Annotated in this window: 9 protein-coding genes; 2 read left to right on the top strand and 7 right to left on the bottom strand. The window is 75.2% G+C overall.

The window, feature by feature from the left end; translation table 11 throughout:
- Positions 1 to 40: 40 nt before the first annotated feature.
- The 6 genes from AB7J25_RS17690 to AB7J25_RS17665 form a co-directional block, all read right to left on the bottom strand.
- Positions 41 to 1,552: a cation:proton antiporter gene (locus AB7J25_RS17690; RefSeq protein WP_428510382.1), complete on the bottom strand. Its 1,512-nt coding sequence runs from the start codon at positions 1,550 to 1,552 to the stop codon at positions 41 to 43.
- Positions 1,553 to 1,622: 70 nt separating this feature from the next.
- Positions 1,623 to 1,961 carry a hypothetical protein gene (locus AB7J25_RS17685; RefSeq protein WP_428510380.1) on the bottom strand — a complete coding sequence of 113 codons (339 nt, stop codon included), beginning with the start codon at positions 1,959 to 1,961 and terminating at the stop codon, positions 1,623 to 1,625.
- A 38-nt stretch (positions 1,962 to 1,999) separates the two neighbouring features.
- Positions 2,000 to 4,267 (bottom strand): protein translocase subunit SecD, encoded by a 2,268-nt coding sequence (gene secD / locus AB7J25_RS17680; protein ID WP_428510378.1) that lies wholly within the window; start codon positions 4,265 to 4,267, stop codon positions 2,000 to 2,002.
- A 74-nt stretch (positions 4,268 to 4,341) separates the two neighbouring features.
- Complete coding sequence (locus AB7J25_RS17675; protein ID WP_428510376.1) at positions 4,342 to 4,740, bottom strand: hypothetical protein; 399 nt, start codon at positions 4,738 to 4,740, stop codon at positions 4,342 to 4,344.
- A 60-nt stretch (positions 4,741 to 4,800) separates the two neighbouring features.
- Positions 4,801 to 6,219 carry a serine/threonine-protein kinase gene (locus AB7J25_RS17670; protein WP_428510375.1) on the bottom strand — a complete coding sequence of 473 codons (1,419 nt, stop codon included), beginning with the start codon at positions 6,217 to 6,219 and terminating at the stop codon, positions 4,801 to 4,803.
- 35 nt (positions 6,220 to 6,254) lie between these two features.
- On the bottom strand, positions 6,255 to 7,814 hold the full coding sequence (locus tag AB7J25_RS17665) for a serine/threonine-protein kinase (protein WP_428510373.1): 1,560 nt from the start codon (positions 7,812 to 7,814) through the stop codon (positions 6,255 to 6,257).
- Positions 7,815 to 8,082: 268 nt separating this feature from the next.
- Between AB7J25_RS17665 and AB7J25_RS17660 the strand changes: the two genes are divergently transcribed.
- Together AB7J25_RS17660 and AB7J25_RS17655 are read left to right on the top strand one after the other, a co-directional pair.
- Positions 8,083 to 8,613, top strand: coding sequence for a hypothetical protein (locus tag AB7J25_RS17660; protein ID WP_428510371.1), 531 nt, complete (start codon positions 8,083 to 8,085; stop codon positions 8,611 to 8,613).
- A 31-nt stretch (positions 8,614 to 8,644) separates the two neighbouring features.
- Positions 8,645 to 9,883 carry a hypothetical protein gene (locus AB7J25_RS17655; protein ID WP_428510369.1) on the top strand — a complete coding sequence of 413 codons (1,239 nt, stop codon included), beginning with the start codon at positions 8,645 to 8,647 and terminating at the stop codon, positions 9,881 to 9,883.
- Between the two features lie 31 nt (positions 9,884 to 9,914).
- On the opposite strand, the gene AB7J25_RS17650 is transcribed toward AB7J25_RS17655, so the two are convergent.
- Positions 9,915 to 12,917: a BTAD domain-containing putative transcriptional regulator gene (locus tag AB7J25_RS17650; protein ID WP_428510367.1), complete on the bottom strand. Its 3,003-nt coding sequence runs from the start codon at positions 12,915 to 12,917 to the stop codon at positions 9,915 to 9,917.
- Positions 12,918 to 13,033 lie beyond the last annotated feature (116 nt).

Raw genomic sequence — 13,033 nt, 5'->3', positions numbered from 1 at the left:
GTCGGCGGCTTCGTCACCATCCCGACGAACACCCGCACGCTCATCGCCCCAGATCGCCGTGCCACCGCGCGAGCCGCCCGCTGCGGTGCACCGCCCTGATCCGCTCCTCCACCGCCTGCCGCTGGTCCGGCGGGGTGAACACCAGCACGACGTCGCCGGTGCGCAGCCGGGTGTCGGGCCGCAGCGCCTGGGTGGTGCCGGCCCGCACCATCAGGCCGAGCGTGGTCCCGACCGGCAGCCGCAGCTCGGCGACGTACACGCCGTGCAGCTTCGACCCGGGCAGGATGTGGATCTGCAGGAGGTCGGTGCCGAGCTGGAAGAGCGAGGTCGGCCCGACGTCCATCGTCAGCTCCTCGACGGACTCGGGACGCGCCGTACGGTCGGGCAGCAGCCGCGCGGGCAGGAATCGGGACAGTGACTCCGAGCGCGACACCGCGAACGGGCCGACGACGGCGAGCACGAGCACGTAGCCGGCGGTGAAGGAGCCGATCCGCCCGTCCAGGCCCGCAGCGAGCGCGAGCGAGGCGAGGATCAGCGAGAACTCGCCCCGGGTGAGGACGGTCAGCCCGATGTTCGCGGCCTGGACCCGCCCGTAGCCGTGCATCCGCGCGGCGATCACGCCGGCGACCAGGCACAGGCCGAGGGTCACTGCGACGGCCGCTGCGATCTGCGGCAGGACGTCGAGGACACCCGCGGGGTCGATGCTGAGCCCGAAGTGGAAGAAGAAGATCGCGGCGAAGGCGTCCCGCAGCGGATGGACGAGGGTGCGCAGCCGCGGTGCCTTGGCCGTCGCCCCGAGCACGAGCCCGACCATCAGCGCACCGATCGCGTCCGAGACCCCGACCTCCTCGGCGAGGCCGGCGAAGAGGATCGCCAGCCCGACCGACACGACCACGACGATCTCCTCGTCCGTCGTGTCGATCAGGCGCCCGACGACGCGGGTGCCGTGCCGGGCGACGAGGGCGAGCGCGAGCAGGAACGCGAACGCCGTGACGATCCCCTCCACGGCATCGGCGGGATCGGTGGCGCCGCCGATGACGGGCTGGATCAGCGCGAGGTAGAGGGCGAGGAAGACGTCCTCGATGACGATGATGCCCAGGATGAGCCGCGTCTCGCGGTTGCCGAGCCGGCGCAGGTCGACCAGCAGTTTGGTGACGATCGCGGACGAGGAGATGCCGACGATCCCGGCGATGACGAGCGCCTCGCCCGTGCCCCAGCCGACGGCGAACCCGAGCGCGAGGCCACCGCCGACGTTCAGCACGAGGTAGATCGCCGCTGCGGCGACGAGGCGCCGCCCGCCGGCGACGAGCTGGTCGAGCGAGAACTCCAGGCCGAGGTAGAACAGCAGGAAGACCAGGCCGAGCCGGGCGATCAGCTCGAGCTCGCCCGGGTCGGCGACGAGGTCGAACCCCGGGGTGTTCGGCCCGACGGCCACGCCGACGATCATGAACAGGGGGATGGTCGGCAGCCCGATGGGCACCCCGATCCGCGCGATCAGGCCGCAGAGCAGGAACGCTCCGCCGAGGACCACCAGGGCTTCGGCGACGTGCATGTGGACAACTCCCGTCGGATCCCCGCGCGTGGGCGCGGTGGGTCGCGGGCCGTGACGGCGCGGGGCCGGATCACGGCACGGTGGCTCGCCCGGGGCCCGGAGGTGCCCGCAGGGAGACGGCGTCGCGGGTGCCCGGCGTGCGGCGGGGGGCGCGGCAGGGCACGGGCCGGATCCGACGCTGCGCCGACGGTGGCGGGATCCGCGCAGCCACGGCCCGGCCGAGTGGCTGGTCGGGCGGTGCCGAGGGGCGCTCAGGGGCGATCGCGAGGATTCCGGAGCCAGTGGCCGCGTCGCCGACGACCCCGGTCGCGACCGGGTGGACCACGGCTGCGTGGGCCGGGATGAGCAGGGCGAACGCCATCGCGAGGGTCAGGAACGTGGACGCGGCGGTGCGCGGGTGGCGGCCCACTCTCCCCACCCCCTTCCCACATTCAAGAGTTCTTTACCCTACCGACCGGTGCGCATGTTCTGCCCCGATCGGGTACGGGCGGCCTTGCCGGTGGGTCGCGGGCCGCGGCGGGCGGGCGGGGCGCCACCGTGACGGCGTTCGAGGGCGATCGTGAGCGGGGCCGCGATCGTGACCGTCGACAGCGTCCCGACCACGATCCCGACGATCAGCGCGAGCGCGAAGTCCGACAGCGTCTCCCCGCCGAGCACCAGCAGCGCACCCAGGATGAGCAGCGTCGACAACCCGGTGTTGACCGTGCGGGGCACCGTCGCGAGGATCGCCGACCCCACGATGCGGTGGAACGGCTCGCGCGCCCGCGCGCCCCACTCGGTGCGCACCCGGTCGAAGACCACCACGCTGTCGTTGACCGAGTAGCCGATCACGGTGAGCAGTGCCGCGACGAAGACACTGTCCAGCGTGCGTCCCGTCCAGGCGAACACCCCGACGACCACCGCGGCGTTCGCCGCGAGCGCGGCGACCGCGCCCGTGCTGAACGTCCAGCGGAAGCGCAGGGCGAGATAGGCCAGCTGCGCGGCGAGCGCGACTCCGAGGGCGATCAGCGCGCCGCGGGTGAGCTCCGCGCCGAGGCTCGGCCCGATCAGCTCGTCCTGCAGCACCTGCGCATCGACGCCGCCGATCCCGACGAGGGCGTCGCGCAGCGCGACGACGTCCGCGTCGTCGAGGGCGGCGCCGCGCACGCCGATCGCCCCGTCGCCCGTCGTCCGCACGACGACCGCGTCGTAGCCGGCCTCGGCCAGGGCCTCCCGGGCCGTGTCCGCGTCGACCGGCACGGTGGTCGTGATGTCGACCGACCGCCCGCCGGTGAACTCCACACCCGGGTCGAGGCCGTGCACCGCCATCCCCGCGAGGGCGACGGCCACGACCGCCGCCGACGCGGCGAGCCACCGGCCCGGCCGGTCCAGGAAGCCGGGATCGCGCTGCTCCAGGCGGCGGCGCACGGGCCCGATCGAGGCGATCCCGCTCCACGCCGGGTGCCGGCGCACGACGGGCAGGCGCACCGTCCACAGCGTGAGCAGGCGGCTCAGCACCAGCGCGGAGAACAGCGACACCAGCACGCCGACGATCAGCGTCACGCCGAAACCCCGGACCGGGCCCGACGCCAGCGTGAACAGCAGGGCGGCCGCGAGCAGGCTGGTGACGGTGACGTCGAGGATGGCGCTCAACGCCCCGCGATAGCCCGACTCGGCGGCCCGTTCCAGCCGCGGGCGGCGCGCGTACTCCTCGCGGGCGCGTTCGGCGATGAGCACGTTCGCGTCCACCGCCATGCCGACGGCCAGCACGAACGCCGCGAGCCCCGGCAGCGTCAGAGTGGCGCCGAGCGCCGACAGCGTCGCGTAGGAGATCAGCGCGTATCCGGCCAGCGCGACGACCGCGACCGCCCCGACGAGCCGGTACACGGCCACCAGGAAGACGGCGGTGAGGGCCGCGCCGATCAGGACGGCCAGCACGCTGGCGCGGATGGCGTCCGCGCCGAGCGACGGCCCGACCGTGCGCTGCTCGATCAGCTCGACCGGCACGGGCAGCGCCCCGCCCTCGATCAGGACGGCGAGCCCGGCCGCCTCCTCCTGGCTGAACGACCCGGTGATCTGGGTCGAGCCGCCGAGCATGCCGACCCCGCAAGGGATCGACGGGTCGAGCTGGGGCGAGGAGATCACCTGGCCGTCGAGCACGATCGCGATCCGCCGCGCCGGGTCTCCCGGGACGGCGCACGCCGCCTGCGCCGTCAGCTCGCGCCAGCGGTCCGCGCCCGGCCCGGCGAAGTCGATGTTCACGACGTGGCCGACCGAGGTCTGGTCCGGCGCCGACCGCGCCGCCGACACGTCCTCGCCGACCAGCGCCGCGGGCCCCAGCGCCAGCCCGACGCCGGTCTCGTCCGGCGCGGCACCCGTGGTCGGGTCGGCGAACCCCGTGATGGGATGGATGGACAGCTGCGCGGTCCGGCCCAGCACCTCCGCCGCCTCCGCCGGATCCTGCAGGCCCGGCAGGTCGACGATGATGCGGTGGTCCCCGGAGCGGGTCAGCTCCGGCTCCGCCACGCCGAGGCCGTCGACGCGCTCGCGGAGCACTTCGAGCACCCGGTCCGTCGCCTCGGGCCCGTCGTCGGGCCCGCCGCGTGCCTCCAGCACGATCTGCGTCCCCCCGCGTAGGTCGAGGCCCAGCGTCGGGGCGCTGGTGAGGGCGATGATCGTGCAGGCGACGAGCACGGCGAACGCGACAACGGCGCGCGCCAGGATGGGGCGGTTCACGACAGACCTCGGGGGGCGCGAGGCGCCCGCCCGCGCGAAGGCGCGGGCTCAGGGCGCGGTACGGGGGACGGGGATCAGGCCGGGTACCCGGCCGACGACACCGGCGGAGCGCGCCCGCGCCACCCGCCGTGCCCGCTCTCCCGGCCCGTCGCGGCGGGGTGGCCCGCCACGACGGACCACCCGCACCGCGGCAGGACGCCGTCCGTCTGCGCCACCGTGACGGCCGGATGGCCCTCGTGCCCGCCCGGCGCGTGCTGGTCGGCGACGACCGGCCGCTTACCGGCCTGCACCGAGGCGAACGCGACGTGCCCGATCGGCCGCTCCACCTGCAGCGCCGACCCCGCCGGGCCGTGCGGAGGCGCCACGCCGCCCGCCCGGTCGATCCCGATCAGCCCGAGTGTGGCCAGCACGACCAGCAACGCCGCGAGCACGCCCGTCCGCGTCCACGGGTGGCGTGCGTGGCGTGTCGGCACCGGTCACGGACCTCCGGCTGGGCGATCTCGGTACCCCGACCCTACGGGAGCGCGATGTCCTCACGGACAGTCGTAGGTGAACGAGCCCGCCGCCTCCGTCGGGGTCGGCTCGATGACCCGCAGCGTGGCCGTCGCGTCGTGGCGTCCGCGGCCGGTGAGCGTCCACAGCAGGTGGACGTCGACGGACGTCTGCCCGGCGGCGACCGGCTCGGTGAGCATCGCGGTCGTCTCGCCGTCGCTGCGCGACCACGTGTAGGTGATCTCGCCGGCGCGCCCGTTCGTGCGCACGGAGCCGACGACGTCGACCGTGACGTCGCACGCCCGGCCCGGCTCGGTGGCCGCGACGCTCGCGCCCGCCACCTGCAGGGGTGTCGGGTCTCGCAGGTACGCGAACGCCAGGAGCGCCGCTGCGGCGAGCGCGGTGACGAGCCCGGTCCCGATCGCCGTGGCGAACCGGCGTCGCGTGGAGGTCGCCCCGCGGCGCCGCCTGCGGCGCGCTGCCGGGCGGGGCGGCGTGGGCTCTGCCTGCGCCCGCCCGGACGGGATCCTGGCCGACGGGTGCGGCACTGTCGCGACGGCGGCCAGGGTGCTGTCGGCCCGGACGGTGCGCAGGTGCTCCAGGTCGGTGCCGACGGCCGCCCGAGCCGCCGCCGCCAGCTCGCCCGCCGTGCGCTGGCGCAGGCGGGGGTCCTTCGCCATCCCCCGGGCGACGACCGCGTCGAACGCCGCGGGTGTGCCCGGCCGGGCGGTGCTGGGGCGCGGCGGCGGATCGAGGAGGTGCGCCCGCATCAGGACGGCCGGGTTGCCGGTGAACGGAGGCCTGCCGACCAGCATCTCGAACAGGACGCAGGCGAGCGAGTACACGTCGGCGGCGGGTTGGCCCTCCACGTGGGAGTACCGCTCGGGCGCGACATAGCACGGCGAGCCCGGCACCGCGCCCTGCTTCGTCAGCACGACCCCGTCCGGGCCGGGGGTACCGGACCGTGGCCGGGCGATCCCGAAGTCGAGCAGGTAGGCGAACAGCCCGGCCGGGTCCAGCGGCGGTCCGGTGACGTCGGCGAGGAGGATGTTGGAGGGCTTGACGTCGCGGTGCACCAGGCCCTGCGCGTGGGCCGCGTCGAGCGCCTGCGCCACCTGGCCGGTGACCACCGCCGCGGCCTGCGGAGGGAGCGGACCGTACCGCCGGATCCAGGCGGCGAGGTCCATCCCCGCGACGAGCCGCATGTCCAGGTACAGCACCCCGTCGATCTCGCCGAAGCCGTGGATCGGCAGCACGTGGGCCTCGCTGAGCCGGGCCGCCACGCGGCACTCGCGCCGGAAGCGCGCCACGTAGGACTGCTCGTGGGCGAGGTGGGGGCGCAGCAGCTTCAGCGCGACGGTGCGGGCGGTGACGGTGTCGTAGGCGACGTGGACCTCGCCCATCCCGCCCTTGCCCAGCAGCCGTTGCAGCCGGTAGGGCCCGAAGGCCGCCCCGCCCATGGTGTCGCTCCTCTCGACGGGCACGCGTGACCCGGTCACTCGACCTGCCCCCCGCCCCCGCCGCTGTCGTCATCGCCGCCGCCGCTCGTCGCGTCCTGGTCGATGCCGCCGTGGCTGTCGGGCTGGCCGATCGAGGGGCCGCCGCCACCGCCGCCACCGCCGCCACCGCCGCCACCACCGCCGGTGTCATCCCCGTCGCCGCCACCGTCGCCGCCGGTGTCACCCCCGCCACCGTCGCCGCCGGTGTCACCCCCGCCACCGTCGCCGCCGCCGGTGTCATCCCCGCCACCGTCGCCGCCACCGGTGTCACCCCCGCCACCGCCGGTGTCATCCGGCTCGTCCGGCTCCGGCGGCGGGTCCACCACCTCCGGCTCGACCTCCGGCTGCACCGGGGGCACCACGACCTCCGGCTCCGGCGGCACCACCGGCGGCTCGACCGGTGGCTCCACCGGCGGCTCGACCGGCGGCTGGACCGGCGCCTCCACCGGTGTCGTGACGGCGACGCTCGGCACGAGCTCCGGCTCGGGGGGCGGCTTCCGCGCGGCGATCACCGCCACCGCGCCGCTGCAGATCAGGACGGCCACGACGGTGCCGAGCACCGCCCTGGCCGACCCCCTGCGCGACCCTCGTCCCCCACCGCGGACCTCGGTCCGTCCCAACCCCGTCCCGCCCGCCGCTTCCGGCGGCGACGGGACCAGCAGGAGCAGTGCGACACGGCGGGCGAGGGCGTCGCGGCCGCGCTCCTCCCAGTCCTCGCCGTACCCGGCCGTCGCGGCGTACTCGAGCTCGTCGAGGAACTCCTCGGCGTCCGCGGGCCGCCACGCCGGGTCCTTCGCCATCCCGTGCCGTGCGAGGTCGCGCACCGCGGCGGGGAGCACGTCCACGGGAACGTCGGCGTGCTCGTGCTGGGCACGCAGCGTCGCCAGGTCGGTCCCGGGGAAGGGCAGCCGTCCGGTGAGGCACTCGAAGAACGTGACCGTCGCGGAGTAGGTGTCGCCACGGGGGCTGGCGAGCCCGCCGGCCCACTGCTCCGGCGCCATGTACGCCGGCGTGCCGGATCCGTCGGCGATGCCACCCGACCGCGCCGCGATCCCGAAGTCCACGAGCACGCTCTCGCCCACGCGGGTGACCAGGACGTTCGCCGGCTTGTAGTCACGGTGCACCACCCCGGCGGCGTGTGCGGTGCCGAGCCCGAGCAGCGAGCCCTTGAGCACCGACAGGGCCGCCTCGGGTTCGACGGGGCCACCGCGGGCGAGCGTCGATCGCAGCGACGCCCCCTCGACCAGCTCCATCACGATCGCCGCGGCGCCCGCCCGCTCGACGTACTCGTGGAGCCGCGCGATGTGCGGCGAGTCCAGCCCGGCGAGCAGCCGCGCCTCCGCGCGGAACGCCTGCCGGAAGGAGCCGTCGGCGAGCAGCTCCGGGTCGAGGTACTTGATCGCGACGTCACGTCCGAGGTGATCGGCCCTCGCCCGGACGACCGTCCCGCAGCCGCCTCGGCCCAGCTCGCACACCTCGGTGTAGCCCGGGACGGACCACGACCGGGTCGTCGCGCGCTCATCCCACCACTCGCCGGTGCCGGTCGGTGTGCCCATGGCTGCCTCCCCCGTCGGAGCATCGGCGTCGAGCCTGCTCGACGTGCCTTCCCGTTCCCTTCCTCAGCACCTACCCCCGACGTCCGGCGGGCCACCCCGCCGACGAGGCGGGCGGGAAGCTCGCGGCCGTCGGGTGCGGCGCTCCTTCCCGTCGTCGGCGGGCGCCCGGTAGCGGCCGGGAAGCGGCTCGGAAGGCGGCGGCGCGACCGTGGTGTGCGTCACACGGCGTCCCGTCCCGGTGGGGCGCCCACCCGGAAAGGACACCATCATGATCCACCGCACGCACGGGATCGCCGTTCTGCTCGCGATGCTCGCCGCCGGCCTGACGGCCTGCGCCACCGCCCCGGCGAGTGCCGCGGACCCGGCCGCAGCACCGGCCGCAGCACCGCCTGCGGACGTCGTCACCACGATCGACCCGACCCTGGAGCAGCCCAGCGGGCTCAGCCGGATCGAGAAGATCAGGTTCGAGGAGATGTCGACCAACCTGAAGGAAGCGGCCGACCTGGTCAACGGGGGCGAGAACCCGACCTTCGCCTGCGTCAGCGTCCTCGTCCACGCCGAGAGCGACAGCGCCGACGCGCTGGCCGGCGCCGCCACCAAGGCGACGGAGCAGTGCGGCCGGGAGATCCCGATCGCCTGGGCGGACCACCAGCTCGACGCGGTGGCGGCCACCGGTGACGTCACCCGGTCCATCGGCGAGTGCGCCACCGCCATGGTCTCCCTCGACCAGGTGACCAAGCGCTTCCAGGACCCGCGCGTCGACCAGCTGCGGGCCCGCGCCGCCGAGCTCTGCTCCTGAGCCGCGGCGGGCGACGGATCGGAGGCCGGAGATGGCACGGGTTGAGGAGAAGATCGCGCGGCGGGCCGCAGCACGGCTCGAGCCGGGGGAACCGGTGCAGGTCGCGGTGCCGGCACAGGCGAGCGTGCTGCTCCCGCTGCTGATCGGGTTGCCCGCCGCGGTGGCGCTCGTGGTCGGGCTCGGCAGGCTCGGCCTCGGCGGCGCCCTCGTGGCCGGCGTCGGGGCGGCAGCAGGCGTGTGCGTGGCAAGCCTGTGCACGCCCTACCGGAGCATCGTGGTCACCGACCGGCGGATCGTCGTGTTCCGCTCACGCATCGGCGGGGCGAGCCCGACGGCGGTCCTCGCCTCGGTCCCCAGGGCCACGCGGCTCGGCCCGCCGCGCGGGTTGTGGCATCGCCCGCACCTGCCGGTGAAGGCGCTCGTCGCATGGCGGTTCTTCGGCGACCTGCGCCGGGCCGACGCGTACGCGGCAGGGTTCGGCGCACCACCGGGTCCCGGCCCGGCCGACCGGTACGCCGCGGGGTCCTCGGCGGGGACGGTGCCGCAGCCGATGCCACCGCCGATGCCGTACCCACTGCAACAGACCCCACCACCGATGCCACCACCGATGCCACCACCGATGCAGCCCCCCATGCCGTACCCGCCACAGCCGGGCCCACCGTCGATGCCGCCCATGCCCTACCCGCCACAGCCGGGCCCGTTACCGATGCCGCCGGGCACACCGGGCGTCGCTCCTGCGGCGGGGTCGGCCTCGGTCGGGCGAACCCTCGCGGTGATCGCCGTGGCCCTGCTCGCCGTTCCCGCCCTCCTCCTCGGGGTGGCGGGCGTCGTCGTCGCGGTCCGCGGTGACCCACCCGCGGTGCCGGGTCGGTCCGCGGCACCCACCGCGGACGGGCCGCGGCGCGCCCAGCTGACGGAGCTGATGAGGGGCGACTGCTTCACGCTCGACGGTGCCCTGCCCACCGAAGGCGAGACCGCCCGGATCGGCGCGGTGGAGACCATCGCCTGCACGCAGCCGCACAACCGCGAGGTGGTCACGGTCCTGGCGTACCCGGGTGTCACCTGGGAGGGCGGCGGGGAGACCCGGGCGAACGAGCACTGCCGCAGCGCCTTCACGAACGACGTCCGGGCAGACGTCGCGGCCGACAGCCGCTACGCCGCCTCCTACATCCGGACACACGTGGCCGGTGACGGCGGGACCGGCCGCACCCTGTTCGTGCTGTGCGTCGTCGCCTCCACGGAATCCACGACGGGCTCCGTCCTGACGTGAGCGCCGCCCCGGCCGGGCCCTTCGGGGCCGCTCAGCCGGGGCGGATCGGCCCCGTCTCGCCCCGACGGCGGAGCAGGTCGACCCGGCCCGTGACGCCTCCGGCCCCGGCGAGGGCGCGCCGTGCCGCCGCGACGGCGGCGGCCTGGGACAGCGCGGATCCCTCGCGCAGCGCGCGCTGCGCGGCCTCGGGATCGAGCGCCTCCCACACCCGCTGCACGACGGCCGTGTACTCGCCGCGTTCCTCGTCGGGCAGGGGAGCGACGAGCGCCTCCCGCAGGCCATCCGCCGCCCCGAGCAGGCGCGCGGCGGCCGGGAAGTCGCGCCGAGCCGACAGGAGCCCGGCGACGGCCTCCAGACACTGGGCGACCCCGCGGCCGTCACCCGCCGCTGCAGCGCAGTCGAGCGCCTCCACCAGGAGCGGCACCGCGCCGTCGAACCGCCGCTGTCGCAGCGCCACCGTCGCGAGCGCCCATGCCGCGCAGGCGGTACCCCACGTGTAGCCCGCGTCCCGGAACCGGTCGAGGCTCTCGCCGAGCTGCTCGGCGGCCTCGTCGAGCCGGCCCCGGTCGCGTGCGAGCAGCCCGAGGTCGTAGCGCGACCAGGCGACGCCCGCCGTACTGCCCAGCTGCTCGTGGATCGCCGCGGCGTGCCGGTAGCGGGTGCCGGCGTGGTCGTGGATCCCGCGGGCACGCGCGACGTGTCCGAGGAATGCGCTGCCGATCGCGACCCGGCGGGCGCATCCCGCCTGGTCGTTGACGCGCAGGGCCCGCAGGAGGAGGGCTTCGGCCCGGTCGAGCTGCCCGAGAGCGGTCGCCAGCGACCCGCTGATCAGGAGCGCGCCCGCGAACGCGCCCTCCGGCGGTGCTGCCGGGCGCGCGTCGACCACCCCGAGCACGCGCTCGAGCATGGCCATGCCCTCACCGAGCCGCCCGCGCATGTAGAGGTACCAGCCGAGCGCGGCGGCGATCGGGAGCGACAGGGCCTCCTCGTGGGATGCCGGGGCCGGCGCCAGCGAGTGGGCGAGCGCCGCCCGGAGGTTGCCCTCGTCGAACCCGATCCGTCCCAGCCACGAGATCTCCTCGCTGGTCCCGATCTGCGCCTCGGCCCAGGTGGCCAGCTCGGCGAAGTAGCGGGCGTGCCGCTCGCGCGCGGCGTCCAGCCCGCCGGCCTGGACCGTCGGCCCGGCGGGTACTGCACCGCGCGGCCGGTCGGGGTGCCGTCCGCCGCCGAGCTTGTCGAGGCCGTACTCGCGCAGCGTCTCGAGGATCCGGTAGCGGTACTCGGGCGACTCGATCGCGTCGACGACCACGAGCGACTTGTCGACGAGGCGGGCGAGCAGGTCGGTGGGGTCGCCGTCCGGGCCGCCGGAGGTGGCGTCGCAGCACACCACCTCGGCCGCCTCCAGGGTGAAGCCGCCGACGAAGACGGCCAGCCTGTCGAACAGGCGCTGCTCGGGCTCGGTGAGCAGCGTGTAGCTCCAGTCGATGACGGCACGCAGCGTCTGGTGGCGCGGGAGCGCGCCCCGCCCACCCCGTGACAAGAGGTGGAACCGGTCGCCGAGCCGGGCGACGATCTGGCGGGTGCTGAACGTGGCCGTGCGCGCTGCGGCCAGCTCGATCGCGAGCGGCAACCCGTCGAGGCGCCTCGTGATCTCACCGATGGCGGCGATCTCGTCGTCGGTGAACGGGCGCCCCGCCCGCACCGCCGAGGCACGGTCCACGAACAGCTCCACGGCCTCGGAGCTGCGGGCACCGGCCCCCTCGGGGCCAGGGACGGACAGCCCGCCGACCTGGCGCACGACCTCACCGGTGATGTCGAGGCGTTCCCGGCTCGTGCAGAGGATGCACACGTTCGCGGCGGTCTGGAGAAGGGGCCGGACCAGCTCGGCGACCCCGTCGAGGAGATGGTCGCAGTTGTCGATCACGAGGAAAGCCGCCGTGTCGCGCAACCGCTCCACGACGACGTCGCGCAGGGGGTGCCGGGGATGGTCGTGCATGCCGAGCACGCTCGCGAGCGTGGGCACGATGAGCTGAGGCTCGAGCACCGCGGCCAGGTCGACGACCCAGACCCCGTCCGGGCGGACCGGAACCTGGGACCTCGCGATCTCCGTGGCCAGCCTGCTCTTCCCGGCGCCGCCGACGCCGGTCAGCGTGATCAACCGGTGGTCCGCCAGCAGGGCGCCGATCTCGGCGAGCTCGCCCTGGCGCCCGACGAAGCTGGTGATCTGGACCGGGACGTTGTGCGCGCGCAGGCGGATCTCCGGCTCGCCCGGCGCCGCGCCGAGGGACGCGTCCTGCCGCAGGATCGAATCGCGCAGCTCCTGGAGCCGGACCGCCGGATCCACGCCGAGCTCCTCACGGAGGCGTTCCTCGGTGTCGCGGTAGACGGCGAGAGCCTCGCCCTGCCGGTCGCTGCGGTAGAGGGCCACCATGAGCTGGTGGCGGTACTGCTCGTTCAGCGGCTGCCCGTGCACGAGGCTCTCGAGCTCGGCCACGACCTCGCGGTGGCGGCCCATCGCGAGATCGGCCGTGATGCGGTCCTCGATCGCCTGCGCCCGCAGGTGCTCCAGCCTGGCGATCTCCGGTTGGGCGAACGGCCGCTCGGCGATGTCGGCGAGCGCCCGGCCGTGCCACATCGCGAGCGCCGTGCGCAGCTGCGACGCCGCAGCGCCGGGATCGCCCGCGAGGAGCGCCGCGCGGGCGGCGACCGTGGTCCGCTCGAAGCAGCAGGCGTCCACCTGCTCCGGCTGCACGTCCAGCAGGTAACCGGGTCGGCGGGTGACGATCAGGTCGGGGGCGTCGGTCGTCTCCCGCCGCAACGACTTGCGCAGCTCACTGATCCGGACGTGCAGCATCTCGGTGGCCCGCGGGGGTGGCTCCTCACCCCAGAGCGCCTCGATCAGCCGCTCCGTCGACACGACGCTGCCGGCGTCCATCAGGAGCGCCGCGAGGAGCACCCGGTGCCGCGGGCCGCCGACGGCGACCTCGCCCCCCAGGTCCGACACCGCGACCGGGCCCAGGATTCGGAACTCCACGGTCTCGCTCCCGCAGACAGGTCCACACAGCATTCCCCACGCCGTACTCCTCGGCGTCGGTCAACGGTAGTCCTCGTCGGGCCGACGTGGCCTTTGTCAGCGCTTGGTAAGGATGT

Origin of the sequence: Pseudonocardia sp. (assembly GCF_050246655.1) — a bacterium.
Lineage (GTDB): Bacteria > Actinomycetota > Actinomycetes > Mycobacteriales > Pseudonocardiaceae > Pseudonocardia.
The sequence above is the reverse complement of the archived record's forward strand: the minus strand, read 5'-3'. Positions and strand labels throughout refer to the sequence as shown.